Origin of the sequence: Delftia sp. WSY_12 (assembly GCF_043104645.1) — a bacterium.
Classification (GTDB): Bacteria; Pseudomonadota; Gammaproteobacteria; order Burkholderiales; family Burkholderiaceae_C; genus Comamonas; species Comamonas tsuruhatensis.
Map to the genome: position 1 here is coordinate 51,562 of NZ_JBICKW010000005.1, position 26,681 is coordinate 78,242.

The 26,681-nt window shown below is 67.9% G+C and carries 24 protein-coding genes and 2 tRNA genes; 14 read left to right on the plus strand and 12 right to left on the minus strand.

What is annotated here, in order from left to right; genetic code table 11:
• Positions 1-81 precede the first annotated feature (81 nt).
• From ACF8LI_RS02835 to ACF8LI_RS02855, 5 genes are all read left to right on the plus strand, one after another.
• On the plus strand, positions 82-825 hold the full coding sequence (locus tag ACF8LI_RS02835) for a GntR family transcriptional regulator (protein WP_016450321.1): 744 nt from the start codon (positions 82-84) through the stop codon (positions 823-825).
• Positions 822-1,640: a 3-hydroxybutyrate dehydrogenase gene (locus tag ACF8LI_RS02840; protein WP_392414090.1), complete on the plus strand. Its 819-nt coding sequence runs from the start codon at positions 822-824 to the stop codon at positions 1,638-1,640. Before ACF8LI_RS02835 ends, ACF8LI_RS02840 begins: the two co-directional genes overlap by 4 nt.
• A gap of 75 nt (positions 1,641-1,715) precedes the next feature.
• Positions 1,716-3,032 carry a fumarylacetoacetase gene (gene fahA / locus ACF8LI_RS02845; protein ID WP_392414091.1) on the plus strand — a complete coding sequence of 439 codons (1,317 nt, stop codon included), beginning with the start codon at positions 1,716-1,718 and terminating at the stop codon, positions 3,030-3,032.
• Positions 3,033-3,130: 98 nt separating this feature from the next.
• Positions 3,131-4,708, plus strand: coding sequence for an SPOR domain-containing protein (locus ACF8LI_RS02850; RefSeq protein ID WP_392414092.1), 1,578 nt, complete (start codon positions 3,131-3,133; stop codon positions 4,706-4,708).
• A 175-nt stretch (positions 4,709-4,883) separates the two neighbouring features.
• A complete protein-coding gene (locus ACF8LI_RS02855; RefSeq protein ID WP_154835219.1) occupies positions 4,884-5,237 on the plus strand; it encodes an I78 family peptidase inhibitor in 354 nt (117 codons plus the stop codon).
• Between the two features lie 76 nt (positions 5,238-5,313).
• On the opposite strand, the gene hemW is transcribed toward ACF8LI_RS02855, so the two are convergent.
• From hemW to ACF8LI_RS02875, 4 genes are all read right to left on the minus strand, one after another.
• Complete coding sequence (hemW, locus tag ACF8LI_RS02860) at positions 5,314-6,558, minus strand: radical SAM family heme chaperone HemW (RefSeq protein WP_392414093.1); 1,245 nt, start codon at positions 6,556-6,558, stop codon at positions 5,314-5,316.
• Positions 6,555-7,157 carry an RdgB/HAM1 family non-canonical purine NTP pyrophosphatase gene (gene rdgB, locus ACF8LI_RS02865; protein ID WP_016450315.1) on the minus strand — a complete coding sequence of 201 codons (603 nt, stop codon included), beginning with the start codon at positions 7,155-7,157 and terminating at the stop codon, positions 6,555-6,557. Before rdgB ends, hemW begins: the two co-directional genes overlap by 4 nt.
• 99 nt (positions 7,158-7,256) lie before the next feature.
• Positions 7,257-8,162 carry a PP2C family serine/threonine-protein phosphatase gene (locus ACF8LI_RS02870; RefSeq protein ID WP_016450314.1) on the minus strand — a complete coding sequence of 302 codons (906 nt, stop codon included), beginning with the start codon at positions 8,160-8,162 and terminating at the stop codon, positions 7,257-7,259.
• Positions 8,159-9,190, minus strand: a complete 1,032-nt coding sequence (locus ACF8LI_RS02875; RefSeq protein ID WP_016450313.1) for a serine/threonine-protein kinase — start codon at positions 9,188-9,190, stop codon at positions 8,159-8,161. Before ACF8LI_RS02875 ends, ACF8LI_RS02870 begins: the two co-directional genes overlap by 4 nt.
• An 89-nt stretch (positions 9,191-9,279) precedes the next feature.
• On the opposite strand from ACF8LI_RS02875, the gene ACF8LI_RS02880 reads away from it, so the two are divergent.
• The 4 genes from ACF8LI_RS02880 to ACF8LI_RS02895 all read left to right on the plus strand — a co-directional run bounded on the left by ACF8LI_RS02880 (position 9,280) and on the right by ACF8LI_RS02895 (position 13,438).
• The gene (locus tag ACF8LI_RS02880; protein ID WP_017407182.1) at positions 9,280-10,173 is read left to right on the plus strand and encodes a YicC/YloC family endoribonuclease; all 894 of its coding nucleotides are present in this window, start codon (positions 9,280-9,282) and stop codon (positions 10,171-10,173) included.
• Between the two features lie 44 nt (positions 10,174-10,217).
• Complete coding sequence (gmk, locus tag ACF8LI_RS02885) at positions 10,218-10,847, plus strand: guanylate kinase (protein ID WP_016450311.1); 630 nt, start codon at positions 10,218-10,220, stop codon at positions 10,845-10,847.
• Positions 10,848-10,865: 18 nt separating this feature from the next.
• Entirely contained in the window at positions 10,866-11,069 is a 204-nt protein-coding gene (gene rpoZ, locus ACF8LI_RS02890; RefSeq protein WP_016450310.1) for a DNA-directed RNA polymerase subunit omega, read from the plus strand.
• A gap of 101 nt (positions 11,070-11,170) precedes the next feature.
• Positions 11,171-13,438, plus strand: coding sequence for a bifunctional (p)ppGpp synthetase/guanosine-3',5'-bis(diphosphate) 3'-pyrophosphohydrolase (locus tag ACF8LI_RS02895; RefSeq protein WP_016450309.1), 2,268 nt, complete (start codon positions 11,171-11,173; stop codon positions 13,436-13,438).
• Between the two features lie 27 nt (positions 13,439-13,465).
• Here ACF8LI_RS02895 and ACF8LI_RS02900 read toward each other — a convergent pair whose 3' ends face one another.
• Positions 13,466-14,332, minus strand: coding sequence for an NAD-dependent protein deacetylase (locus ACF8LI_RS02900; RefSeq protein WP_151019662.1), 867 nt, complete (start codon positions 14,330-14,332; stop codon positions 13,466-13,468).
• A gap of 86 nt (positions 14,333-14,418) precedes the next feature.
• On the opposite strand from ACF8LI_RS02900, the gene ACF8LI_RS02905 reads away from it, so the two are divergent.
• Positions 14,419-15,792 carry a lytic murein transglycosylase gene (locus tag ACF8LI_RS02905; protein WP_392414094.1) on the plus strand — a complete coding sequence of 458 codons (1,374 nt, stop codon included), beginning with the start codon at positions 14,419-14,421 and terminating at the stop codon, positions 15,790-15,792.
• A 4-nt stretch (positions 15,793-15,796) separates the two neighbouring features.
• Here the strand turns inward: ACF8LI_RS02905 and greB are convergent, their stop codons facing one another.
• From greB to ACF8LI_RS02920, 3 genes are all read right to left on the minus strand, one after another.
• The gene (gene greB, locus ACF8LI_RS02910) at positions 15,797-16,363 is read right to left on the minus strand and encodes a transcription elongation factor GreB (RefSeq protein WP_016450306.1); all 567 of its coding nucleotides are present in this window, start codon (positions 16,361-16,363) and stop codon (positions 15,797-15,799) included.
• Positions 16,364-16,493: 130 nt separating this feature from the next.
• A tRNA-Arg gene (locus tag ACF8LI_RS02915) sits at positions 16,494-16,570 on the minus strand.
• A gap of 169 nt (positions 16,571-16,739) precedes the next feature.
• Positions 16,740-16,816, minus strand: a tRNA-Arg gene (locus ACF8LI_RS02920).
• 182 nt (positions 16,817-16,998) lie between these two features.
• Here ACF8LI_RS02920 and ACF8LI_RS02925 point away from each other — a divergent pair.
• Positions 16,999-18,528, plus strand: coding sequence for a PLP-dependent aminotransferase family protein (locus ACF8LI_RS02925; RefSeq protein ID WP_392414095.1), 1,530 nt, complete (start codon positions 16,999-17,001; stop codon positions 18,526-18,528).
• Positions 18,529-18,575: 47 nt separating this feature from the next.
• Here the strand turns inward: ACF8LI_RS02925 and ACF8LI_RS02930 are convergent, their stop codons facing one another.
• A complete protein-coding gene (locus ACF8LI_RS02930; protein ID WP_392414096.1) occupies positions 18,576-20,018 on the minus strand; it encodes an amino acid permease in 1,443 nt (480 codons plus the stop codon).
• 124 nt (positions 20,019-20,142) lie between these two features.
• Positions 20,143-20,541: a nuclear transport factor 2 family protein gene (locus ACF8LI_RS02935; RefSeq protein WP_013803799.1), complete on the minus strand. Its 399-nt coding sequence runs from the start codon at positions 20,539-20,541 to the stop codon at positions 20,143-20,145.
• Positions 20,542-20,875: 334 nt separating this feature from the next.
• Between ACF8LI_RS02935 and ACF8LI_RS02940 the strand changes: the two genes are divergently transcribed.
• Positions 20,876-22,297 (plus strand): FAD-binding oxidoreductase, encoded by a 1,422-nt coding sequence (locus ACF8LI_RS02940; RefSeq protein WP_017407452.1) that lies wholly within the window; start codon positions 20,876-20,878, stop codon positions 22,295-22,297.
• A gap of 80 nt (positions 22,298-22,377) precedes the next feature.
• Here ACF8LI_RS02940 and ACF8LI_RS02945 read toward each other — a convergent pair whose 3' ends face one another.
• Together ACF8LI_RS02945 and ACF8LI_RS02950 are read right to left on the minus strand one after the other, a co-directional pair.
• Positions 22,378-22,779 carry a group II truncated hemoglobin gene (locus ACF8LI_RS02945; RefSeq protein WP_392414098.1) on the minus strand — a complete coding sequence of 134 codons (402 nt, stop codon included), beginning with the start codon at positions 22,777-22,779 and terminating at the stop codon, positions 22,378-22,380.
• Between the two features lie 39 nt (positions 22,780-22,818).
• Positions 22,819-24,333 (minus strand): MFS transporter, encoded by a 1,515-nt coding sequence (locus tag ACF8LI_RS02950; RefSeq protein WP_392414100.1) that lies wholly within the window; start codon positions 24,331-24,333, stop codon positions 22,819-22,821.
• A gap of 205 nt (positions 24,334-24,538) precedes the next feature.
• Between ACF8LI_RS02950 and ACF8LI_RS02955 the strand changes: the two genes are divergently transcribed.
• Together ACF8LI_RS02955 and ACF8LI_RS02960 are read left to right on the plus strand one after the other, a co-directional pair.
• On the plus strand, positions 24,539-25,420 hold the full coding sequence (locus tag ACF8LI_RS02955; protein WP_046985609.1) for a LysR substrate-binding domain-containing protein: 882 nt from the start codon (positions 24,539-24,541) through the stop codon (positions 25,418-25,420).
• 657 nt (positions 25,421-26,077) lie between these two features.
• Positions 26,078-26,386: a hypothetical protein gene (locus tag ACF8LI_RS02960; protein WP_392414099.1), complete on the plus strand. Its 309-nt coding sequence runs from the start codon at positions 26,078-26,080 to the stop codon at positions 26,384-26,386.
• The last annotated feature ends 295 nt before the right edge of the window (positions 26,387-26,681 follow it).

Genomic DNA, 26,681 nt, shown 5'->3' on the forward strand with positions numbered 1-26,681 from the left:
AACGACGGGCGTCAGTGCAGGCTGTCAGGGCTATTGCTTTGTGCAAAAATAAAAGCACTGAATAGATACTTTATTGCCTTCATGCCCTCCAACTCCACCGCGTCGGCCCCTCAACAAGGCCGGGACAAGCTGCACCTGCAGCTGGCGCGGCTGTTCCGCAGCAAGGTGTCCACGGGCGCCTGGCCCGTAGGCAGCGCCATTCCCACGGTGCAGGAGCTGCAGGCGCTGCATGGCGTGTCGCGCACCACGGTGCGCATGGCGCTGGGCGCCCTGGTGGCAGAGGGCCTGCTGCTCACGCGCAAGCGCGGCGGCACGCGGGTGATTGCGGCGCCCTACAAGCCGCCGTCCTTTCTGTTGCCCACCAGCTGGAAGGAGCTGGTGGCCTTTGGCGCCCACATCGGCCAGATCACCCTGCACACCGGGCGGGACTGCCTGCCGCCGATTCCCGAAGGCTTCCCCGACGTGGGCCGCATGGCCCCCGCCTACGTGCACCTGCTGCGCGTGTACGACCATGACGCGGCGCGGTTTTGCCTGTCGCAGCTGTACCTGGAGCAGGAACTGTTCCCCGAGATCGAGGCCCAGCTGCAGCGCAGCTCCCTGGCCGTGGCCCTGAGCAGCGACCCCTCGCGCATTGCCGTGGCGCGCCAGCACCTGAGCGTGGCGCCGGCCGACGAACTGGCCGCCGAGCACCTGGGCGTGGCCCTGGGCACGCCGCTGATGCAGGCGCTGCGCTGGGCCTGCAACGCCGATGGGCTGCTGATCTACTGGGCACGGGTCCGCTTTCTCAGCGAGTACGTGCATATGGAAATGGATCTCCTGAAATGAACCCCACCCCCTCCTCCCCGGCTAGCCGCCCGCATGCGGGCCGCGTGGCCTGGATCACCGGCTCGACCAGCGGCATCGGCCTGGCCGTGGCGCGCCATCTGGCCAGCGAGGGCGCAGCCATCGCGCTGCATGGCCAGGCCGCCGCATCGGCCGAGACCGATGCGCTGGTGCGCGAAATCGCCCAAACGCATGGCGTGCCGGTGCGCCACTACGGGCTGGACCTGCGCGACGGCTGCGCCATCGCACCGCTGGCGCAGCGCATTGCGGCCGAGATGGGCGCCATCGACATCCTGGTCAACAACGCAGGCATGCAGCATGTGAGCCCGCTGCTCGAATTCCCGGCCGGCAAGTGGGACGAGCTGCTGGCCGTCAACCTGTCGGCGCCCTTCCACGCCATCCAGGCCTGCGCACCGCAGATGCTGGAGCGCGGCTGGGGCCGCATCATTAATATCGCCTCGGTCAGCGGGCTGGTGGGCGTGGCGCGCAAGCCGGCCTATGTGGCCAGCAAGCACGGGCTGATCGGCCTGACCAAGTCGGTGGCGCTGGAGTTCGCCACCACGCCCGTGACCTGCAACGCCATCTGCCCCGGCTGGGTGCTGACGCCACTGGTGCAACGACAGATCGATGCGCTGGCCGCGCGCGAGGGGCTGGATGCCGACGCGGCGGCGCGCCAGCTGCTGGGCGCCAAGCAGCCCTCCCAGGCCTTCGTGACCGTGGAGCAGGTGGCGGCGCTGGCCGGTTTCCTGGCCAGCGAGCAGGCCGCCCAGGTGCGCGGCGCACACTGGAACATGGACGGCGGCTTTGCCGCTGCCTGAGCCGGCCACGCCTCGCCCTGCCCCGCCAAACCCCTTTTCATACCAACGACAGACAAACCCAACCAGGAGAGACAGATGTCCTTGAACGAAACCCATGACGCAGGCTTGCGCAGCTGGGTGGCCTCGGCCAATACCGGCGCCAGCGACTTCCCTATCCAGAACCTGCCGTTTGCGGTGTTCCGCCGCGCAGGCAGCCAGGAGGCCTGGCGCGGCGGCGTGGCCATTGGCGACCAGGTGCTGGACCTGGCGCGCGCAAGCGCGATCAAGGCGCTGGGCGATGCCGTGCAGCCGCAGCTGGAAGCCGCTTCGCAACAGCACCTGAACGGCTTCATGGCCATGGGACCGGCCGCCTGGTCGGCCCTGCGCCTGGCGCTGTCGCGCGCGCTGCGCGAAGGCGCTGCCGCGCAGGACGCCCTCAAGGATTGCCTGGTACCCCAGGCCGAGGTGGAGTACGCCGTGCCGGCCCAGGTCGGCGACTACACGGACTTCTATACCTCGGTGCACCACGCCACCAACGTCGGCAAGCTGTTCCGCCCGGACAACCCGCTGATGGAAAACTACAAGTGGGTGCCGATCGGCTACCACGGCCGTGCGTCCAGCCTGCGCGTGTCGGGCGTGGACTTCCGCCGCCCCATGGGCCAGCTGAAGGCGCCCGACGCCGCCGCGCCCGCACTCAAGCCCTGCGCACGCCTGGACTATGAGCTGGAGATGGGCATCTACACCGGCGCCGGCAACGCCTGGGGCGAGGCGATTTCCATGGACGAGGCAGAGAACCACATCTTCGGCCTGTGCCTGCTCAACGACTGGTCGGCGCGCGACATCCAGGCCTGGGAATACCAGCCGCTGGGCCCCTTCCTGTCGAAGAACTTCGCCACCACGGTCTCGCCCTGGATCGTGACGCTGGAGGCGCTGGAGCCCTACCGCACGGCCTTCACGCGGCCCGCCACAGATCCCCAGCCCCTGCCCTACCTCAGCTCGCCCGCCAATTCCGAGCGCGGCGCGTTCGACGTGCAGTTGAGCGTGGCGCTGGAGACCGGCCGCATGCGCGCCGAAGGCCAGGCCGCCCAGCAAATCACCCACACCAGCTACCGCCACGCCTACTGGACCATGGCCCAGCTGGTGGCCCACCACAGCGTCAACGGCTGCGACCTGCAGCCCGGCGACCTGCTGGGCACGGGCACGCTGTCCGGCCCCACCTCCAGCGAGGCCGGTGCGCTGCTGGAGCTGACCGAAGGCGGCAAGAAGCCCGTGGCCCTGGCCAATGGCGAGAGCCGCACCTTCCTGCAGGATGGCGATGCCGTGATCCTGCGCGGCTGGTGCGAGAAGCCAGGCGCCGCGCGCATCGGCTTCGGCGAGTGCCGCGCCACGGTGCTGCCCGCGCGCCAGGGCTGACAGCAGCCGCCGATCGATCGGGCGCGATGGATTCGCCCGATCGATAGCCACGAATGTCGTGATTCCGACAGCCACGAGTGCATGACACAATTGCTGACATGCCCGCCCCATCGGAAGAAGCCCTCTCAGCACCTCCCGCCACCATCGACTTCGGAAGGCAGGCGGCCCCTGCACGGCAGGAGCCCGCCTTTGCCGAGCCCGGCACCGCCAAGAGCCCCAGCAAGCTGCCGCCCTCGATCGCCAGCGCCTTCGCCGCCGCAGCCTATGCGCTGCAGCACGGCGATGACGGCCCGGCCGCCGACGAACGGGCGGCCCCCGGCGCAAGTTCCGGCACGAATTCCGGCACGACCAGCTTCACCGGTGGCCAGGGTGCAGGCCTGATGCCCGGCCTGTACGCCAGCCTGATTGGCGAGCCCTCGCGCGACTACTACCTGCGGCTGTTCGAGCGCTTCGATGCGCTGGGCAAGCCCCTGCCCACCTGGAACCTGGCCGCAGGCCTGTTCACCCTGCCCTGGTGCGGGCTGCGCGGGCTGTGGCAAGAGGGCGGCCTCTACGCGCTGGCCGCCGGCGGCACGGGCCTGGTCTGGGGCCTGCTGCTGCGCCCCGCGCTGGGCCTGCCCCCGGCGATTGCCCACGGCATCGATGCCACGCTGGTGCTGATGGCGATTGCCATTCCCGGCCTGGGCGCCAATGCCCTGTACTGGCACCATGTGCGCCGCCTCACACTGCAAGCCATTGGCGAGGCTCCCAACATGGCCGCAGCGCACGAACGCCTGGCCCGCCGCGCGGCCACGCCCTTGCGCAAGCGCCTGGCCGTGGCGGCCGGTGCGGTGCTTGCCGCCGCTGCCGGTGCAGGCATCTGGGCGCTGTCGGGCACGCCACATTTCATGGCGGCACAGACCGAGGTGATTTCGTCCGAAGCCATGCCGGCCGCTGCACCAGTTTCGCCAGCTGCACCAGCCGTGGCGCCAACGCCCGCCGCAGCCTTAGCTGCCGTTGAAACGCCAAGGACGGAACCGGCGCCCACACCCGCCCCCACTCCCACTCCCGCACCCACGCCCCGGCCGCAAGAGCCAGTCGCCCAGGCCGAGGCGCGCCCTGATCCGCAAGCGCCCTTGCCCGCCGCCGGCAGCACCGTCTCCGGCACGGTCGAACCCATGCCCGTAGTAGCAGCTGCCGGTGCTGCGGGTGCCGTCGCTGCCACTGCAGCGGCAGCCATTCCCGTCAAGGCCGCGTTGGTGCCAGCCAGAGCACCTGCGCCTGCACCTGCACCAGCGTCCGTACACACAGCCACTCCAGCGCCCGCCAAGCCCTCCAAGGTGGCGGCTGAAACCAAACCAGCCAAGCCTGCCAAGCCTGCCGAACCCGTCGCAAAGGCCCCGGCACCTGCCAAGCCTGCCTCGGCGGCTCTGGAGCCGGGCAACTACTACATCAACATCGGCGTGTTCTCTGAAGCCGCCAATGCCGGGCGCGTGGTGGAGCGGCTGGAGAAAGCCAAGCTGCCCACGCTCAGCCAGACCCTGCACAGCAACAAGGGCGAGATCGTGCGCGTGCGCTCGGGCCCCTTTGCCAAGCAGCGCAGCGCCGATCAGGCGGCGGCCAGGATACGCGCCATGGGCCTGGAGGCCACGGTCTTCCACCACGCCCCCGCGGAAGGCCGCAGCGCGCGGCGGTGATGCCCTGGCAGCACCTTGGCAATGCCTTCGTGATGCCTTTGCTGCCGCCTGTTACTTCCGCATGCCAATGGCACCGCCCGAGCCCGGCTAAGGTATGCGGCGTTGTCCGAGGCGATGCGCCAGCGCCCGCCCTGATACTGCGCAGCACACACCCCCTGAATTGAGGAGACAGACCATGCCGATGATCACCACCCCAGCCCTGCACCGCCGCCTTGCCGCCCTGGCCCTGCTGGGCGCCACCACCCTGGTGGCAGGCTGCGCCGGCATGAGCAATCCTTTTGGCGGCAGCAGCGGCGGTGGGGCGCAACCGGCCCCGCGCCCCGTGCAGGTCTGCAATGCGGCATCGGCGCAGTCCTTCGTGGGCAAGAGCAATACCTCGGCCACGCTGGAGGCCGCCCGCAAGCAGTCGGGCGCCTACATGGCCCGCGTGCTGCGCGAAGGCCAGCCAACGACGATGGAGTTCAATCAGGAACGCCTGAACCTGGTGGTCGACGGCACAGGCCGCATCGTGGCCGTGCGCTGCGGCTGATCGCCGACCGATTGCGCGGTGGCGCTGGACGAAAAAAGGACGCCGAGGCGTCCTTTTTCAATGGTCGTTGGCCCGCTCACTCCGCCAGGAACAGCTCCTGCAGGTCGCTGAGGAAGTCAAAACCCCGCTCCGTGGGCACCACCCGGCCCAGGTCGCGCGTGATCAGGCCCTTGGCCTGTGCTGCATCCAGCCCCTTGGCGATGGACGACAGCGGCAGGCCCGTGCGCTCCATGAAGTCCTGCAGCGCAAAGCCTTCGCGCAGGCGCAGCGCGTTGAGCATGTACTCGAAGGGCAGGTCGGCGCGGCGCACCTCGCCGTCCTGCGCCAGTGGCGCGCCGGCCAGGGCCTGGTCCATGTAGCGCGCGGGATCGCGAAACCGCACCTGGCGCACGATGCGGTGGGCAAAGCTGAGCTTGCTGTGCGCGCCCGCGCCTATGCCCAGGTAGTCGCCGAACTGCCAGTAGTTGCGGTTGTGCCAGCACTGGTGGCCCTCGCGCGCATAGGCCGATATCTCGTAGCGCTGCATGCCTGCGGCGGCGGTGCGCGCGGTGATGCGGTCCAGCATGTCGTAGGCCAGGTCGTCCTCGGGAATGGTCGGCGGGAACTTGGCGAAATACGTATTGGGTTCGATGGTCAGGTGATAGACCGACAGGTGCGGCGGCGCGAAGGACAGGGCCACGTCCAGGTCACGCGCCAGGTCCAGCTCGGTCTGGCCGGGCAGCGCGTACATCAGGTCGATGTTGAAGGTCTCGAAGCTGTCGGCCGCCTCGCGCACGGCCGCACGCGCCTGGGCGCCATCGTGCACGCGGCCCACGGCCTGCAGGAAGCGGTCGTCGAAGCTCTGCACGCCAATGGACAGCCGCGTGACGCCGGCCGCGCGGAAGGCGCGGAAGCGGTCGGTCTCGAAGGTGCCGGGGTTGGCCTCCATGGTGATCTCGCAATCGGCCTCCATGCGCAGGCGCGCACGGATGGCGGCCAGCAGCCGGTCGATGGACTCGGGCGCGAACAGGCTGGGCGTGCCGCCGCCGATGAAGATGCTGTGCACGGTGCGGCCCCAGATCAGCGGCAGCGCGCTCTCCAGGTCGGCGACCAGGGCATCGATGTAGCGGTCTTCGGGCAGCTCGGGGCCGTCGCGGCCGTGCTCATGCGAGTTGAAGTCGCAGTACGGGCACTTGCGAATGCACCAGGGCAGGTGCACATACAGCGACAGCGGCGGCAGGCTGCCCAGCTGCAGCGTGCCGGGGCGCATGTAGTGCTGGATGTCGCGCTGCACGGCGGCCTGGGCGCCGGCGGCCGAATCCTGGGGCTGGATGGGAATCATCGCACCCAGCGCTCGCGCACGAGTTCGATCATCTGCAGCGTGGCGCGGCCGCGGTGGCTGTGCGCGTGCTTCACGGCCGGGTCCATCTCGGCGAAGGTCTGGCCCAGCTCGGGGATGTACATCACGGGGTCGAATCCGAAGCCCTGCGTGCCACGGCGCTCGGTGGTGATCTCGCCGAGCACGCGGCCCATGGCGATCAGCGGTTCGGGATCCTTTGCGCTGCGAACGCCCACCAGGGTGCTGACCATGGCGGCGCGGCGGTCGGCCACGCCCTGCATCTGCTCCAGCAGGGCGCGCACGTTGTTGTCGTCGCTTTTCTCGTAGCCGAACTGCGTGCAGTAATAGGCCGTATCCACGCCCGGCAGCCCGCCGAAGTGCGAGACGCACATGCCGGCGTCGTCGGCAATGGCGGGCAGGCCGGTGCGCTCGGCTGCGAAACGGGCCTTGGCCAGCGCGTTCTCCACGAAGGTGCAATGCGGCTCGGGCGCCTCGCCCTCGAACAGGTCGCCCTGGCGGATCAGCTCCACCCCCAGCGGGGCGAACATGGCTTGCAGCTCGGCGAGCTTGCCGCGGTTGTTGGAGGCCAACACAATCTTCATCGTAGAAATCCAGTCGGGCGCCCGTGCGCCCTTTGTCGTCAATAGGTTCGGTAGTCCATGCGCGCCAACGGCACCGCTGCCGCGGGCCGGCAGCGGCATTCAGCGCTTGAACTGGCGCTCGGCCGAGCGGCGTATCGCTTCGTTGATCTCGGCGATGGAGCGCTCGATGGCCGCGTCGTCGAGCTCATCTTCCAGGTCTTCGATTGCCCCGCCCTGGATCGTGGATTCAAACGCGTCGTTCTCGATGTCCTGGGTGGAGATGCCCATGGTGGACTCGAAGGCGTCTGGCGTCTCCCACTCCATGGCAATGGCCGTGACGTTGTCGCTGGCATCGCCCGCATTGCGCAGCGCCGTATCGACCAGCTGGGGAATGGCCTGGGACACGGTGCGGCCGTGCAGGGTGCGCAGCAGGTGCCCTTCGTCCACGCTGCCCCACAGGCCGTCGGAGCACAGCAGCAGCTTGTCGCCCTGCTCCAGCCGGCGCGGCTCGGTCACGTCGTAGATGGGCTTGGACGGAGAGCCCAGGCAGGTGAACAGCACGTTGCGGCTCGATGTCTTGAGCTGGGCCGCGATCTCGCCCATCTCCAGATAGGAGTGATCGCGCGTGCGCACCAGCAGCTCGCCGCCGCGCACCAGGTACAGGCGCGAGTCGCCGCAATGGATCCAGGTGATCTTGCCCTTCTGGATGACGGCGGCGACCAGCGTGGTGCGCGGCGTGTCGATCATTCCCTTGGCGCTGGCATAGCGCAGGATCTGCCGGTGCGCGTGCAGCAGCGCATCGACCAGAAAGCCCTGCGGATCTTCGAGCAGCGGCTTGGCTTGGCGCTGGAAATGCACGGACATCACCTGCAGCGCCAGCTGCGCGGCGACCTCGCCTTCGGGATGGCCGCCCATGCCGTCGGCCAGCACGAAGAGCACGGCTTCCCGCGTGTAGCAGTAACCCATGCGGTCTTCATTGAGCGCACGGCCGCCGCGGCGGCTCAGCTGGAATACCGAAAACCTCATGGCTTGCGCTCCTGGCCCACGGCTGGCAGGCCCGCTGCGCCGCTGATCTTTTGCATGTTCTTCTTGGCGTCGGTCACCAGCGTGTCCAGCTGCAGGCGCATGCGCTCGGAGACGCTGAGCTTGGTGTAGCGGCGCTCGCCTTCGCGGCTCAATTCCTTTTGCAGCGCAAACACCGACTGCGGACGCGATCCCGGGTCCACGGCCATGCACCACTCGACCACCTCGATGAGGTTGTCCGAATACACGCCGCGCAGCTTGGTCAGCGCCAGCGTGAGCCGGTCCTTGTCCTGGCGCTGCGGCGCCTCGTTGGGCGGAAATCCCTGCATGCAGGCATAGATGCAGGCGCCGATGGCGTAGATGTCGGTCCAGGGCCCCAGCGATGCGTCGCGGCGGTACATCTCGGGCGCGGCAAAGCCCGGCGTGTACATGGGGCGGATGAAGTTGCCTTCCTTGGACAGCACCTCGCGCGCCGCGCCGAAGTCGATCATCACGGCACGGTCGTCATTGGTGATGAAGATGTTGGCCGGCTTGATGTCCAGGTGCAGCATCTTGTGCTGGTGCACGATGCGCAGGCCGCGCAGCACCTCATCGAACAGCGAGCGAATGGTCGATTCGCGGAACACCTTCTCGGCCTTGAGCTCGCGCGCGGTGACGACGAAGTCCTGCAGGGTGGCACCCTCCAGGTAGTTCATCACCATGTAGACGGTTTCGTTCTCGCGAAAGAAATTGAGCACGCTGACCACGGAAGCGTGCGAGATCTGCGCCAGTGAACGCCCTTCCTCGAAGAAGCTCTTGAGGCCCAGGCGGTACAGCGAAAGTTTTTCGGGCGCCACGGCGGGCTGCAGCTCTCCGGGGGCACGGGTGGCCAGCGAGGCGGGCAGGTATTCCTTGATCGCCACCTGCTTGCCCTCTGCATCCAAGGCCAGGTAAACGACGCCGAAACCGCCGGAAGCAAGCCTGCGCACCACCCGATAGCCGCCGATCGTGCTGCCTGGCGGCAATGGCGCCGGCTTGATCTTGGAAGACATTTTTCTCCGGTGAGTCTCAGGGATGGGGCGAAACCCGGATAATCGGGCAATTGCAAGCATCCATCAAAAGTCCAATGCCAGTTTACAGCATGACCGGATACGCCAGTGCCCAGCACGGCGCGTCCGAAGAAGATGGTGGAGCGTCGGGCCGCAACAGCCGGCTCGGTCTGGAGATCCGCTCGGTCAACAGCCGCTTCCTGGATCTTTCGTTCCGCCTGCCCGACGAACTGCGCGCGCATGAGCCAGCCTTGCGGGCCCTTTTGACCGCCCGCCTCAAGCGCGGCAAGGTCGAGGTGCGCGCCGCCATCGACAACGACGACGGCAACTCCCTGCCCGACCCCTCCACCGCCATGCTGCAGCGCCTGGCCATGCTCCAGGACACTGTCCAGTCCTGGCTGCCCGACGCCCGCAGCCTGTCCGTCTCCGACGCCCTGCGCCTGGCCAGCGGCAGCGGCAACTCGGCCGTTGACTGGAGCAGCGTGCTGCCCACGCTGGCAGAGCAGGCCCTGACCGAACTGCTGGAGGCCCGCGCCCGCGAAGGCAAGCGCCTGGCCACCATGCTGCTGGACCGCATCGCGCAGCTGCGCAAGCTCGCGGCAGATGCCACGCCCCTGGTGCCCCAGCTCGTAGAGCAGCAGCGCCTGCGCTTCATGGAGCGCTGGAAGGAAGCGATGGCCCTGGCCGAAGGCGCCGTGGCGCCCGAAGCCGCCCAGGACCGCGCCCTGACCGAGGCCACCGCCTTTGCCATCCGCATCGACGTGGCCGAGGAAGTCACCCGCCTGGACTCGCACCTGGACGAGATCCAGAGCCTGCTCAAGAAGGGCGGCGAGATCGGCAAGCGCCTGGACTTCCTGATCCAGGAACTGCACCGCGAAGCCAATACGCTGGGCTCCAAGTCCGCCACGCTGGAGCTGACCCGCATCAGCGTGGACATGAAGGTGCTGATCGAGCAGATGCGCGAGCAGGTGCAGAACATCGAATAAGCCCAACACAGATGCCCATGCGTGAACACACTGCGCAAAATTCCATGGATTACCCCGGAAACCTCTTTGTCGTCTCGGCCCCCAGCGGGGCCGGCAAGTCCAGCCTGGTGCGCGCGCTGCGCGAGTTCGATGCGCGCGTCTCCCCTTCCGTCTCCCACACCACGCGCGCGCCGCGTGGCCAGGAAAAGCACGGCCGCGAGTACTACTTCGTCTCCGACCAGGAGTTCGACGCCATGGTGTCGAACAACGCCTTCGTCGAATGGGCGAACGTGCACAGCCGCCGCTACGGCACGGCCAAGAAGGCTCTGGAAGAGCGTATCCAGGTCGGCACCGACGTGCTGCTGGAGATCGACTACCAGGGCGCACTGCAGGTCAAGCAAGCGTTTCCGAACGCCGTGCTGATCTTCATCCTGCCGCCCAGCTGGGACGAGCTGCGTGCCCGCCTGGAAAACCGGGGCGAGGACGCGCCCGAGGTGATCGAGCTGCGCCTGAAGAACGCGGCCGAGGAGATGGCCCAGGTGGCGAAATTCGACTTCGTTATAATCAACGAATTGTTCGAGAGCGCACTGTTTGATCTCAAGACGATCATCCACGCCCAGCGCCTCAAGTATGCGGCTCAGCGCAGCCGCCGCGCAGAGACCTTCGAGTCTCTCAATATTTCTGAACCCAACTGACGTTTCCCGGAGATCCTGATGGCACGCATCACTGTTGAAGACTGCCTGGAGCAGATCCCTAACCGCTTCCAGCTCGTGTTGGCCGCCACTTACCGCGCACGCATGCTAAGCCAGGGTCACACGCCCAAGATCGAAACCAAGAACAAGCCCGGCGTCACCGCGCTGCGCGAGATCGCCGAAGGCAAGGTCGGCATCGAGATGCTGAAGAAGGTTCCGGGCTGATTTGCTGCAAAGCAACACAATGGCCCCACAAAGAGCACCGCACAGCGGTGCTTTTTTTACATGAAGCCTGCACAAACCAGCATGCACGCTACATTTAAGTCATGAAAGCGGCCTTGACTTCGTTCACAGCCCCCTCTGATCCCGTACCGCCACCCCGGCCCGAGCGCATGTCTGCAGAGCAGGCAACCGCCGTGTCGGCCAATGCCTTTGCCGGACTGATGGAGCACCTGGGATACCTGGATGCCACCAGCATCGAGCAGGTGCGCGAAGCCTATGCCTTCGCCGACCAGGCCCACAGCGACCAGTGGCGCAGCAGCGGCGAACCCTATATCACCCATCCCATCGCGGTCACGGCGCTGTGCGCGAGCTGGAAGCTCGACGCCCCGGCCCTGATGGCCGCGCTGCTGCACGATGCGATGGAAGACTGCGGCGTCACCAAGGCCGATCTCGCCCAGCGCTTCGGCCAGGACGTGGCCGAGCTGGTCGACGGCCTCACGAAGCTGGACAAGCTGCAGTTCAACACGCGCGAAGAGAACCAGGCGGAATCCTTCCGCAAGATGCTGCTGGCCATGGCGCGCGATGTGCGCGTGATCCTGATCAAGCTGGCCGACCGCACCCACAACATGCGCACCATGGGCGACATGCCGCGCAGCAAGTGGGGCCGCATCTCGTCGGAAACGCTGGAGATCTACGCACCCATCGCCCACCGCCTGGGGCTGAACCAGACCTACCGTGAGCTGCAGGACCTGGCCTTCCGCCACCTGCATCCCTGGCGCTACGCCACGCTGGAAAAAGCCATCGCCCGCTCGCGCAAGCGACGCCGCGACCTGGTCCAGCGCGTGCAGGACGAGGTCAATGCCGAGTTCGCCGGCGCGGGGCTGCAGGCCCGCCTTGCCGGCCGTGAAAGCACGCTGTATTCGCTCTATCTGCGCATGGAGAAGAACCAGCTGAGCTTTGCCAAGGTGACGGACATCTACGGCTTTCGCATCATCTTGCCGCGTGTGATCGATTGCTACACGGCGCTGGGCGTGCTGCACCAGATGTACAAGCCCATGCCGGGCCGCTTCAAGGACTACATCGCCATTGCCAAGAACAATGGCTACCAGTCGCTGCACACCACGCTGGTGGGCCCCTCGGGCGTGAACATCGAGTTCCAGATCCGCACCGAGGAAATGCACATCGTCGCCGAGGCCGGCGTGGCCGCCCATTGGCTCTACAAGGCCCAGCCCGGCCACGATTCCGAGCAGCTGGGCACGCAGTGGCTCCAATCGCTGCTGGACATCCAGAACGAGACGCGCGATGCCGCCGAGTTCTGGGACCACGTCAAGGTGGACCTGTTCCCCGACGCCGTCTACGTGTTCACGCCCAAGAGCGAGATCATGGCCATGCCGCGCGGCGCCACCGTGGTGGACTTCGCCTATGCGATCCACAGCAAGGTCGGCAACCACATGACCGCCGCGCGCATCAACAACGAGGAAGTGCCGCTGCGCACCGAACTCAAGAGCGGCGACGTGGTGCAGATCGTCACCTCCGAAGACGCCACGCCCAACCCGGCCTGGCTGGGCTTCGTCAAGACCGGCCGCGCGCGCTCCAAGATCCGCCATTACCTGAAGTCGGCCGCGCAAAGCGAATCGGCACGCCTGGGCGAGAACCTGCTGGCCCAGGCCATGCGCGCCGAAGGCATGGACGCCGTGCCGCCGGCCGATGAAGCCAACCAGGCGCTGTGGGACGAAGTGCTGCGCATGGCAGGCAGCCGCAGCCGCGCCGACCTGATGGTGGACATCGGCATGGGCCGGCGCATTGCATCGCTGGTGGCCTCGCGCCTGACGGCGCTGATGGCGCGCCACGGCCACCGGCCCGACGCCCTGCTGCTCACGCGCGAACGCTTCAATGCCAGCAACCGGCCTTTCCAGGGCGCCGTGCTGCTGGACGGCTCCAACCAGGGCTCCATCCACTACGCGCAGTGCTGCCGGCCCGTGCCGGGCGACGCCATCGTGGGCTATCTGGGCAGCGGCGAAGGCCTGATCGTGCACCACGCGCAATGCAAGATCGCACAGCGCCTGCAGGAAAAGGACAGCGACCGCTTCATCGTCGTGGAATGGGCAGATGACATCGATGCCGCGCGCCTTTTCGAGGCCCGCATCGTCGTCACCGTCAACAACGGCAAGGGCGTGCTCGCCCGCGTGGCAGCCGAGCTGGCCGGCGCCGAAGTGGACATCCTGCGCGTGGACATGGCCGACGAGGCCGCCATGAGCACCACGGACCTGTGCTTCGTGATCTCGGTGCACGACAACCAGCAGGTGGAGTCCGCGCTGCGCAACCTGCGCCGCGTGCACTCGGTGGTGCGCGCATCGCGCGTCATCCCCTGAACACTGCCCCGCTCCTGCGGGGCTTTTTCATTGCTCCAGGTCCTGGGCCAGCTGCTGCAGCAACGGGCCGCAGTCCTGCTCGATCTTGAGGGCCAGCAAATCCTCGGAGCGCATGCGGCCCTGGTTGATGGCGGCCACCGGCTTGCCCTGGGCCACGGCCTCATGCACGAAGCGCAGGCCTGAATACACCATCAGCGAAGAACCGGCGACCAGCAGCCCGCCGGCCTGCTGCAGCATGGCGCGCACGGCCTGCACCCGCTGGCTGGGCACGCCTTCCCCATAGAACACCACATCGGGCTTGAGCACGCCGCCGCAGTGCGGGCAGGCCGGCACGTCGAAGCGGCTGAAGTCGCGCCCCTCCAGATCGGCATCGCCGTCGGGCGCGGCCTGGGCGCTCAGGCCGGCCCAGCCGGGGTTGCGCTCCAGCAGCATGGCCTGCAGCACGGCGCGCTCCATGCCGGTGCCGCAGCCCATGCAGCGCACGGCGGCGATGCGGCCGTGCAGGTCGATGACGCCATCGCTGCCCGCGGCCGTATGCAGGCCGTCCACATTCTGGGTGACCAGGCCTTCGATCCATCCGCGCTGCTGCAACTGCGCCAGTGCCGCGTGGGCCTGGCCGGGCCTGGCCTGCGCCATCACGGGCCAGCCCAGCAGGCTGCGCGCCCAATAGCGCTGGCGCGTGGCATGGCTGCCCATGAAGGCCTGCAGCGTCACCGGCTGGGGGCGCTTCCACTGGCCTTCCAGATCCCGGTAGTCCGGAATGCCGGAGCCCGTGCTGCAGCCCGCGCCCGTCAGCACCAGCCAGCGCCGGCCGGGCGGCAGCAAGGCGCGCAGGGCCAGCGCGGCATCGTGCAGAACCGGGGATGGTGATGGCGGCGGAGCGATGGCGGTCATGGCCGCACAGCATAGCGGCCCCGCACGCCCAATGCAGAAACACCGTGTTGCACTCCGAGCCGGGGTGCAGCGGAGACAATGGCCGGATGCACCACGCACACGCCACCGCCCAAGCCGCCGCACACGCCACTGCCCAAGCTTTTCCCACCGCCCGCCATCCCGCCGCGCTGAACCGTGCCGCCCTGGCCACCGCCCTGGCCGCCGTGCTGCTGGCCGGCTGCGCGTCCCGGCCGGCGCCTGCGCCGGTCACGGTGCCGCCCTCCATGCCCGCCTCAGCGGCGCCTGTCGCGCCCGTGCAGCCCGAACCGGCCACCGCGCCGGATGCCGCCCAGCAGGCCGAAGCCACCAGCTTCGAAGCGTGGAAGCGGGATTTCGCGCGCAAGGCGCTGGACGCCGGCATCTCGGAGAAAACCGTGCGCAGCGCACTGGAGCCTGCCCGGCTGCAGCGCCGCGCGGTGCAGCTGGACCGCTCGCAGCCCGAATTCACGCGCACGCCCTGGCAGTACCTGGACAGCGCCGTATCCGCCCAGCGCATTGCCCAGGGCCGCGCCAAGCTGCGCGAAGCGGCTGCACCGCTGCAGTCGGCCAGCCAGCGCCATGGCGTGCCGGCCGAGGTGATCGCCGCCATCTGGGGCATGGAAAGCAATTACGGCAGCAACTTCGGCAACTTCCCCACCGTCGATGCGCTGGCCACCCTGGCCTTCGACGGCCGGCGCGCGGCCTGGGCTCAGAAGGAGTTGCTGGCCGCCCTGCGCATCATCGACAACGGCGACATCGACGCGGCCCACATGATCGGCTCCTGGGCCGGCGCCATGGGCCATACGCAGTTCCTGCCCTCGGTCTTCCTGGCCTATGCGGTGGATGCCGATGGCGATGGCCGCCGCGACATCTGGGGCAGCCTGCCCGATGTGACGGCCTCCACGGCGAACTACCTGGCCCATTCGGGCTGGAAGACGGGCGAGCCCTGGGCCGTCGAAGTGCGCCTGCCGGCAGGCTTTGACCATGCACGCGCCGAGACCAGCGTGCGCCAGGACAGCGCGCAATGGGCGGCCGAAGGCGTGCAGGCCGTGGACGGCTCCGCCCTGCCCGCCATGGCCGATGCCAGCGTGATCGCACCGGCCGGCGCGCGTGGCCCGGCCTTCATGGTGGGCGCCAACTTCCGCACCATCCTGCGCTACAACAACTCCGTGAATTACGCATTGGGCGTGGGCCTGCTGTCGCAGCAACTGGCCGGCGGCCCGGGCGTGCAGGCGGCCTGGCCACGCGATCTGGCCCCGCTGTCGCGCGAGCAGTTGCGCGCCTTGCAGGCCGCGCTCAACGAACGGGGATTTTCAGCCGGCACGGCCGATGGCGTGATGGGCCCGGCCACGCGCGCGGGCCTGCGCCAGTTCCAGCAAAGCCAGGGCCTGGTGGCCGACGGCTATCCCACGCTGGAGCTGCTGCAGAAACTGCAGCCCTGAACGCTCACCCGGCGGCGCTGCCCGGCTCCGGGTAGGTGACGTCCAGCACTTCCAGCGTGCGCACACCTGCGGGGGTGGGCAGGGCCACCTCGTCGCCCACACGGGCCTTGAGCAGGGCGCGCGAGACGGGTGCGATCCAGCTGACCTGTTGGCGTGCGCTGTCGGCCTCGTCAATGCCCATGATGGTGATGGTGCGCTCCTCGCCCTCGTCATCGACATAGGTGACGGTGGCGCCGAAGTAGATCTGCTCGCTGCCGGCATGCACGGAGGGATCGACCACCTCGGCGATCTCCAGCCGCTTGGTCAGGAAGCGGATGCGCCGGTCGATCTCGCGCAGGCGCTTCTTGCCGTAGAGATAGTCGCCGTTCTCGGAGCGGTCGCCATTGCTGGCCGCCCAGTGCACGATCTCCACGATGCGCGGACGCTCGTTGTCGATCAGGTCCAGCAGCTCGCCCTTGAGCCGCGCGAAGCCCTGGGGCGTGATGTAGTTCTTGCCGCCCGGCGGCAAGGGCGGCAGGCCGACTTCATCATCGTCGTCGCCGTCGGATTCCTTGGTGAAAGCCTTGCTCATAGGGAGCCGATCTTCACACAGATCACCGCAGCAGGCGAAGACGCCGCGCAGACCGCGACACCAACGGCGGCACAAACCGCGATACCAACGAAAAAGCCTCAGAACTTTGCAGTTCTGAGGCTTGTCGTTTTGGTGCGGCTGGCAGGAATCGAACCCACGACCCCTTGGTTCGTAGCCAAGTACTCTATCCAGCTGAGCTACAGCCGCCAAGCTTTGAATTATAGCGTGCTTTTTGAACGCCTACGGAAAACCATGAAAATATCGAAAAATAACCGTTGACCAGCGCCTGAACCATGGCCACGGCCTCTGTGCGGGCCTGTGCGGGCGCCTGAAACGAAAAAGCCTCAGAACTTTGCAGTTCTGAGGCTTGTCGTTTTGGTGCGGCTGGCAGGAATCGAACCCACGACCCCTTGGTTCGTAGCCAAGTACTCTATCCAGCTGAGCTACAGCCGCCAAGACAACGATTGTATATCAATTTCCGGCCTCTCCGCAAAAATTGCAACCATCGCAAACTCCGGGCCCGTGGCGCACCGCGCTGGCCTATATTGGCCGGTCGCGGATGCAGGCCCTGCCCTGCACCTGCGCGGGAGACAAACACAGCGAGCGGCCCGCCGCAGCGGCGGGAACGACAAGACATGACAGACAAGCGCGCGGCCACGCAGCCGCAACCGCCCGAGGGCGCCATGTGGGGGCAGCTGTTTCGCCGCAGCGCCCGCCCTGCCCTGAGCCTGCAGGGCCAGATCCGCGAGATGCTGGTCGATGCCATCCTCTCGGGCATCCTCGCACCCGGCGAATCCATTCCCTCCAGCCGCGAGCTGGCGCGCCACCTGGGCGTGGCACGCATCACCGTGGTGCTGGCCTACCAGCAGCTGGCCGAGGAAGCCTTTTTGCTGAGCCGCCAGCGCAAGGGCCACTTCATCCATCCCGACGTACTCAAGGGGCGCACGCCGGGCGGCGCTGCGGCCAGCAGCCCCCCTGGCGAAGGCCGCCGCACCGACTGGTCGCGGCGCCTGTGGCTGCTGCCCAGCCAGCAGCGCAGCATCGTCAAGGAAGAGGACTGGCAGCGCTACCCCTATCCCTTCCTGTACGGCCAGTTCGACAAGGAGCTGTTTCCCACGGCCGCCTGGCGCGAATGCTGCCTCAAGGCCCTGGGCGTGCTGGACATACGCCAGTGGGCGCCCGACCAGATCGCGCGCGACGACGAGATGCTGATCCAGCAGGTGCAGACCAAGATCCTGCCGCGCCGCGGCGTCTGGGCCTCGGCCGACGAGCTGATCATCACCGTGGGTGCGCAGCACGCCCTCTACATGGTGGCCGACCTGCTGATGCGCGAGGGCACGGCCGTGGGCATCGAGGAGCCCGGCTACCCCGACGCGCGCAACATCTTCAGCAGCCGCACCTCCCAGGTCATCCCGCTGCCGGTGGACGGCCAGGGCCTGCCGGTCACGCCGCTGCTGCGCCAGCTGGACTACCTCTACGTGACGCCCAGCCACCAGTGCCCCACGGGCGTGACCATGCCGCTGGCCCGGCGCGAGGCGCTGCTGGAGATGGCCGAGGCGCACGACATCATCCTCATCGAGGACGACTACGAGAGCGAGAGCAGCTTCGACGGCCAGCCCATTCCGGCGCTCAAGAGCCTGGACCGCAGCAACCGCGTGATCTACGTGGGCAGCCTGTCCAAGAGCCTGGCGCCGGGCCTGCGCGTGGGATACATAGTGGCCGCACCAGAGCTGATCCGCGAGCTGCGTGCACTGCGCCGGCTCATGATCCGCCACCCCGCCACCTTCGTGCAGCGCACGCTGGCCATGTTCATCTCCCTGGGCCACTACGAGGCCCAGCAGCGGCGTCTGGCCCAGGCGCAGAAGGAGCGGCACGCAGCCCTCACGGCCGCCATGGCCGAGCATGCGCCCGGCTGCCGCATCACGCCCGTGCGCGGCGGCGGCTCGTGCTGGGTGCAGTTGCCCGACCACATGCCTGTCGAAGCCCTGGCGCAGCGCGCCGCAGCGCACGGCGTGCTCATCGAGCCCGGCGATGTGTTCTTCGCCCGCCAGGGCACGCCCGGCAGCTACATGCGCATGGGCTACCAGTCCATACCCGCCAACGACATCGGCCAGGGCGTGAAGGCCCTGGCCGATGCGATCCGTGAGGAGCAGTCCGAGAAGTAACGCAAGGAGTGGCCGGGACCGGCCCTGCCGGTCCCGTCGCCCCTGGGTCAGTACTTCTGCGGCTCGGGCTGCGCGGCCTCGGACAGCGAGGACACCACCGGCGCCACGCCACGCTGCAGGAACTGCCGCACGCCATAGGCCAGCAGCAGGATGCACAGGCTGGCCACGCCCAGCGCCAGCGGTGTGCGCTGCTCGGGGATGAAGGCCATGGCGATGACGATGGACAGCATGCCGAAGATGGCGAACCAGGTCAGGTACGGATAGCACCACATGCGCACCTTGAGCTGGTGGGGCGCCTCGCGCTCCAGCCGGGCGCGCAGGCGCAGCTGCGAGATGGCGATCAGGATGTAGACGAAGATCGCCACCGTGCCGTAGGAGTTGACCAGGAAGGCAAACACCTTGTCGGGCGACACATAGGACATCACCACGGCGCCGTAGCCGAACAGCGTGGCCACCAGGATGGCCCGCGTGGGCACGCCATTGCGGCTGACCTTGGCCAGCGCCTGGGGCGCGTCGCCGCGCCGCGTCAGCGCGAACAGCATGCGAGATGACGCATACAGCCCCGAGTTCAGCGCCGACAGCACGGCCGTCAGCACGATGGCATTCATGATCTGCGCGGCGGCCGGCACGCCCATGGTGTTGAGCGCGCTGACATACGGCGTGGCAATGCCGCCCGCATTCCAGGGCACCAGGCAGGCCACCAGGAAGATGGAGCCCACATAGAACACCAGCACGCGCGTGATCACCGAGTTGGTCGCCTTGGCCACGGCCTTCTGCGGCTCGGCCGTCTCGGCGGCGGCAATGGTCACGATCTCGGCGCCGAAGTAAAAGCCCGTGGCCGCCACCGCCCCGGTCAGCACCGGCACGATGCCGTTGGGCATGAAGCCGCCGTTGCCGGTGAGGTTGCCGAAGTGCATGCCCTGCGAGGCGGGCGTCAGGCCCAGCACGTAGACGCCGGCCACGAACAGGAAGACCACGATGGCCGCCACCTTGATGGAGGCGAACCAGAACTCGAACTCGCCAAAGGACTTGACCGACACCAGGTTGGTCAGCGTCAGCATCACCAGCAGCACGAGGCTGATGCTCCAGTTGGGCACATCGGGCAGCCAGTAGCGCACCAGGTCGGCTCCGGCCACGGCCTCCAGCGCCACGACGATGACCCAGAAGTACCAGTACATCCAGCCCGTCAGAAAGCCTGCCAGCCGGCCCACGCCGGGGCGGTCGCGCCAGGCCTCTCGCGCAAACTCGTAGAACGAGCCTCCCCCGGGCATGGAGCAGGCCAGCTCGCCCAGCATGCGCATGACCAGGACCACGAGCAGGCCCGTGATGAGGAAGGAAAGAATCGCGGCCGGCCCGGCCGACTTGATGACGACGCCGCTGCCCACGAACAGCCCGGCGCCGATGACGCCACCGAGGGCGATCATGGTCATGTGGCGTTCCTTGAGCCCGTGCGAAAGCCCCGGTGAAGAGGCGTGCTGATTTCCGATCATGTCTTGTCTCCTGTTTTATTCAGGCGCCACGGCTGATGCTCTGTTGTGGTGGCTGCGCAGGTGCGCGCCTTGCCGTGGCGTATCCGGTGTTCCCGGTGGCACGGGGCCGCAAGGCCCCGCGCCGTCAGGCGGCCGCCACCGGCGGGCGGTCCTTGCGGAAGGCGTTCTTCACGGCGATCTTTCCGTCCTTGAAGGTGAAGACATCCACCATGCGCGCTTCCACGCGCAGGCCGTCGGCCTTGGTGCCCTTGAAGGTGCTCTCGGACACGCCACGGTCGCCCTGCACGAAGTGGTCTCCATCGAGCCAGGCCGCATCGGGAAAGGCCTGCCAGGCCATCTGGAAGCCCTCGCGCACGGCCTGGCGGCCGACGAAGCTGCGGCCCATGAGATCGGGCCCGGCCACGGCGTGGAACTCGCATTCATCGGCCATGAAGCCCATCAGGGCCTCGATGTCGTGGCGGTTCCAGGCCTCGGCGAAGCGGGCCAGGAACTGTGCGTCGGGAGGGTTGGTGTCTGCGCTCATGCTGTCTCCTTGTCTGTGGTGGGTCCCACGGCGCCGGGCCCGGGCAGGGCCGCCGCGCCGCGTCATCGAAATGTCGATGGGCCATGGTAGGTAGCAGGCACACGGACCCGTTAGAACCAGATGCCATCAATCGTTAGGTCCAGGCGCGCGCACCGGCTGCCGCTGGCTCTATCGAAAGCTGGGCTGTGGCGCTAACTGGCTCCATGGCCTGCTGGCTATGCTGATTCCATCGTCGGTGCACCGCCTTGCAGGGCTCGCCGGCATTGGCCCCATTCCACCGAATCCATAGCAAAAAGCGGCAGATCCCAAGCCGCCGCACCAGGAGACATCCGCCATGAAAGCCGAGGACATCCGCCCCAGCCACCTGCGTCCCTACGACCCTCAGTACGACCCGCTGGTGGCCGCCAACCCGGGCCACGGCACGGGCTATGCGCCCACTTACTGGGTCGGCACGGCGGGACGCCCGCCAGACGATGACGGCCCGGTCACCGGCGACATGGACGTGGACGTGGCCATCGTCGGCTCGGGCTTCACGGGCCTGGCCACGGCCCTGTTTCTGGCGCGCGAACACGGCATCCGCGCCGTGGTGCTGGACGCCAACCAGACCGCCTGGGGCTGCACCAGCCGCAACGGCGGCCAGGGGCAGAACGCCAGCGGGCGCCTGTACCGCTCGCAATGGATCGCACGCTGGGGCAAGGACGTGGCGCTCAAGCTCGACGCCGAGATCCGCGAGGGCTTCCAGACCTTCAAGGACCTGGTGGCCGAATTCCCCGAGTGCGAGCCCCAGCCCGGCGGCCACCTCTACATCGCCCACCGCGAAAAGAAACTCGACTTCCTGCGCAACGAGACCCAGATCATGCGCGAGGTCTTCGGCTACGACGCCCGCATGCTCAGCCCCGAGGAGCTGCGCCGCGACTATGTGAACGATGCCGACAGCCATGGAGCCATGCACGAGCCCGACGGCATCGGCGTGCACCCGCTCAAGCTGGCCTTCGGCTACCTGCGCAAGGCGCGGGAGCTGGGCGTCAAGGTGCACCCGGCCAGCCCGGTGCTGGGCGTCGAGACGCGCAACGGCGTGCACCACCTGCGCACGCCCGGCGGCACCGTGCGGGCGCGCGCCGTGGGCTTTGCCACGGGCGGCTACACCAGCAACGCCCTGCATGGCAGCCTGCGCTCCAAGATCATGCCCATCCTCTCGAACTCGCTGGTCACGCGGCCGCTGACCGAGCAGGAGCTGGAGGCCACGGGCTTCAAGACCACCCAGGTCATCACCGACACGCGCACGCTGCGCTTTTACTACCGCCGCCTGCCCGACAACCGCGTGCAGATCGGCAGCCGCAGCGCCGTCACGGGTGCCGATGCGCCCAACCCCATCCACATGGCCAAGCTGGTGGACGGCCTGCACCGCAAGTTCCCGGCGCTCGAGGGCATCACCATCGACTACTCCTGGTGGGGCTGGGTCGATGTGAGCCACGACATGATGCCGCGCGTCTTCCAGCCCGACCCGGGCCAGAGCATCTTCTACGCCGTGGGCTATGGCGGCAACGGCGTCTCCTTCTCGGCCCACGCGGGCCGTCGCATGGCCGAGCGCATCGCGGGCCGCCAGAGCAAGACCTTCGAGCTGCCCATCTACAACTCGGAGCTGGAGTATCCGAACGTCTTCAACATGGTGCGCTCGCCCGCGTTTGCGCCGTTTCGCCGGTTGGGGCAGCGGTTCCTGTACCACTGGTACTACATGCGCGACGAAAAGCTCTGAACCCCAACCGATTGCTGCTTGGGCCGGCCTCCTGCAGGGGGCCGGCCCTTTTTTTCAGCAGCGCCGGGGGCAGCCACCTGCTACCGGTTCCGCATCCAGTCGGCCGTGTTCATGAAGCTGGCCTTGAGGCGCACGCGCAAATCCTCGGGCACGCCGGTCTCGCCCATGGCCTGGTCCATGCAGGCCACCCATTGGTCGCGTTCCAGGATGCCGATGGAAAACGGCATGTGGCGCATGCGCAGGCGCGGGTGTCCGAAGCGTTCCTGGTAATGGTCCGGGCCGCCCAGCCAGCCGCACAGGAACCAGAACAGCTTCTGGCGCGCGTCGGCCAGGGTGCTGCCATGGGCGGCACGCAGTTCGGCATAGCCGGGCTCCAGGTCCATCAGATCGTAGAAACGGTCCACCAGGGCCTGCACCCTGGGCTCGCCGCCGATCCATTCATAGGGGGTCTGGGGCGCGTTGTTCTGGGGTTCCTCTGACATGGCGAAAAGCGGCTGGCGGCTGAGTGAAACCCGCGATTGTCAGGCATGTGCCATGTCCGTGCTTGCGTGCGTGCCGGCCCGCAAGAAGGCATACACGCCCAGCGCCGTCAGCACGGTGATGCCGGCCAGCACATCGAGCAAGGTGGAAAAGGCCTGGCCATACGCGGCCAGCACGGCCGATGCAGGCAGGCCGGGCAGCAGCGACAGCGCGCCGGCGAGATCGCCCGTCACCAGCAACTGTGCGGCCGGGCCGGTGGCCGCCAGCGCCTGCGGCGCCAGTGGTGCAGCCAGTGCCGACAGCCGCCATGACAGCAGCGCCGCCAGGCCCGCGCCCACCAACGCCAGCGCCATGCCCTCGCCCGCCACGCGCACCGTGCTGAAGATGCCCGTGGCCATGCCCGCGCGCTCGCTGGGCACCACGCTCACGGCCAGGCCATCCATCAAACCCCAGGGCAGCCCGATGCCCAGGCCGATCAGCAGCAGCGGAGGCGCCATCTGCGCAAAGGCCGTGCCCGGCGCGCACCCGCCCAGCCACAGCAGGCCCGCCGCGCACACCAGCAACCCCGCCAGGCACAGCAGCGCGGCCGAGATCCAGCGTGTGAGCCAGCCCGCCAGCAACGGCACGAACAGCATGGGCAGGGACAGCACAAACATCAGCTGCCCCGCCTGCAGCGGCGCCATGCCCTCCACGCCGATGAAGCGCACCGGCAGCAGCACCAGCAGCACCACGAAGGCATAGGCCGGCGCGCCCGCCAGCAACTGCACGCCAACGAAACGCGGATAGCGAAACAGCGACAGGTCCAGCATGGGCTGCCCCGTGCGCTGCTGCACGCGCCGCTCCACGGCCACGAAAGCGGCCAGCGCCAGCGCGGCGCCGGCCAGCGGCAGCAGCGTTGCAGCGCTGGACCAGCCCGCCTCCGGCCCCTGCAGCACGCCCCAGGTCAGCAGCGCCAGGGCTGCGGTGAACAGCAGCGCGCCGGCCCGGTCCAGCCGCTGCGCCTTCGGGTTGCGCGACTGCGGCATGCAGCGCAGCCCCAGCACCAGCGCGGCCAGCGCCACGGCGGCCACGCAAAGCACCACGCCGCGCCAGCCCGCCACGCCCAGCAACCAGCCCGACAGCAACGGCCCGAAGGCCAGGCCCACGCCAAACGACGTGCCCACGCCACTGAAGGCACGCATGCGCCCCGCTCCATCGAACACCTGGGCCAGCGCCGCCGTGCCGCCCGCCAGCGCGGCCGCCGCGCCCAGGCCCTGCAGCGCACGCAGCAGGTTGAACACGACGATGGCCCCCTGCCCGCCCAGGCAGGCCTGGGCCAGCGCACTGGCCAGCACCACGCCCAGCCCGGTCAGGAAAACGCGCCGCCGCCCGTGCAGATCGGCCAGCGCGCCGGCCGCCATCAGCGTGGCGCCAAAGCTCAGCATGAAGGCATTCGTCACCCAGTTCAGCGCCAGCGGCCCGCCGCCCAGCGCCTCGCGCAGCGCAGACAGGGCCACGGCCGGCCCGGTAAAGCTCAGCGGCATCGCCAGCGCCGCAAGGCACACCGACAACAGCACCCAGACCGAGGACGCACGCGGTCGCGCTGTACCGTGGAGCGCATCCGGTGCGCGGGAAGAAGTCAGGCAGGAGGACATGATTGGCAAGGCTTTCGCAATTTCCCGGCCGCACATGGCCAGGCTTGCATGAACGATAAAAGCGCTGCAATGCCGTGAAAATAGGCGCCAGACTCCCCACACTCCCAACCCAAGGTTGGCAATCGACATGGACAGCTTCAGCGGACTCGAATCCTTTGTGCGTGCAGCCGACCTGCTGAGCTTTGCCGAGGCCGGGCGCGCCCTGGGCATCTCGGCCTCGGCCGTAGGCAAGAACGTGGCGCGGCTGGAACAGCAACTGGGCCTGCGCCTGTTCCAGCGCACCACGCGCCAGGTGCGGCTCACACAGGAAGGCGCGCTGTTCCATGAGCGCTGCCGCCGCATCCTGGATGAACTGCACGATGCGCGCGCCACCATGCAGGCCGCCGCCGAGGCGCCGCGCGGACGGCTGCGCGTGAGCCTGCCCACCATCGGCTACCGCTTCCTGCTGCCTGTGCTGCCCGAGTTCCAGGCCCTGTACCCGGAGGTTGACCTGGACCTGGACTTCAACGATCACCTGGTGGACGTGGTCGAGGCCGGCCTGGACGTGGTCATCCGCAGCGGCGAACTGGCCGACTCGCGCCTGGTGGCGCGCCGGCTGGGGCCGTTCCGCTTCATCCTGGCCGGCTCGCCCGACTACCTGGCGGCACGGGGCATTCCGCAATCCCCCGCCGAACTGGCACAGCACAGCTGCCTGCGCTACCGCTTCCTGAGCAGCGGCAAGCTGGAGGAATGGGTGCTGCCCGGCATGCCGCCCCACCTGCCCTCCGCCCTGGTCTGCAACAACATGGAAGCCATGCTGGGCGCGGCCGTGGCGGGCATGGGGCTGGCCTATATGCCCGACTTCCTGGCGCGGGATGCACTGGGGCGTGGCGAACTGCAGCGGGTGCTGGCGGAGGACCTGACGCACACGGGGCAGTTTTCGGCGCTGTGGGCGTCGAGCCGGCAGTTGTCGCCTAAGGTGAGGGCGTTTGTGGATTTTGTGGGGGAGAGGCTGTTCAAGGAGTCTTGAACGGGGCCGTCCCCTGCTGTTGCTCGTTTCTGCCCCTGCCGGGTGGTTGTTTTTCGAGGCCGGGTCTCGGCCCGGCGGCCGACTGCCCTTTCTTGATTCGCCAAGAAAGGTCAGATCAAAGAAGGCGACCCGGATGTCCGCGACCCTCCGCTTCGCTGCGGGCAACCTGCGTCGTGGCGGTTGCGGGGTTCGCCGTGAAACTCACTTCGCGCTGCGCGCTACGTTCAAACATCACGGCGAGTCAGATCACGAAGCAGTCCTGTCCTTCGGCAGGACTGCAACCCCGCAACCGCCACGCCGCAGGCGCTGACATACGGGGAGTTGGCTCGGGCCTTCGCTTCGCTCGGCCATTTTTTGGGCGCGCTCGTCGTCCAAAGCATCTATCATTTCGACCGGCCCCCTGTTCAGGGGCTGGTGCTTCAAAACACCTTTATAGAGCGGTGCAGCCTCCCCGTCAGCGAGGCCTTGTCACGTCTGGATCATCGGACCGTGGGTGCCTGCCCACGTCCCTGCGGTTACGGACGGGATGGGGCTACCCGCAAGGGCGTCCGCACGGCTCTGTACGTGTTTTGAACATCCCGTCCACCTTCTTCGCGCTTCAAAACGTGGAGCGGGTGGCTTCCATCTCACAGAGGAGAGCGAAACCATGCACGCCATATGTCCCATCCTGGTTACCGTCACCTGCAGGGCCAGGCCATGAAGCAGGAAACACGATCCACCAGCGCCAGAACCACGCAGTTGAACTTCTCCATCACCGAGGTGAACCGAATGGTCCAGATGGGCTGCAACGAGGTCTCCTCCATCTCCCAGCTCGCCCAGGCATGGCTGCTATCGCCCGAAGACCTGCGCGACACGGACGTGGTGACCAACGCCTTGCGCACCATCCAGCACAGCGCCGAGCGGCTGGCCACCTACGTGGAAGACGAGATCTATCTCCTGCGCAACACCGCCAAGCCCGAGGTCTGAAGCATCAGCCTCAGCCCACGAAAAACAGCCGAGCGCAACAATGGCGCATCGGCTGTTTTGCATTTCCGGCAGTTGGCTGTTGGCTATTGGCTGTTCCGCACCCTCCCCCCTTCTGCCCACGCCTGCGTTGGGCGGGATGCGGGGTGGCAGCCCTGCCGAAGGACAGGGCTGCTTCGTCATCTGACTCGCCGTGATGTTTGAGTGGAGCGCGAAGCGCGCAACGAGTTTCACGGCGCACCCCGCATCCCGCCCAACGCAGGTCGCCCGCAGCGAAGCGAAGGGTCGTGGACAGTTT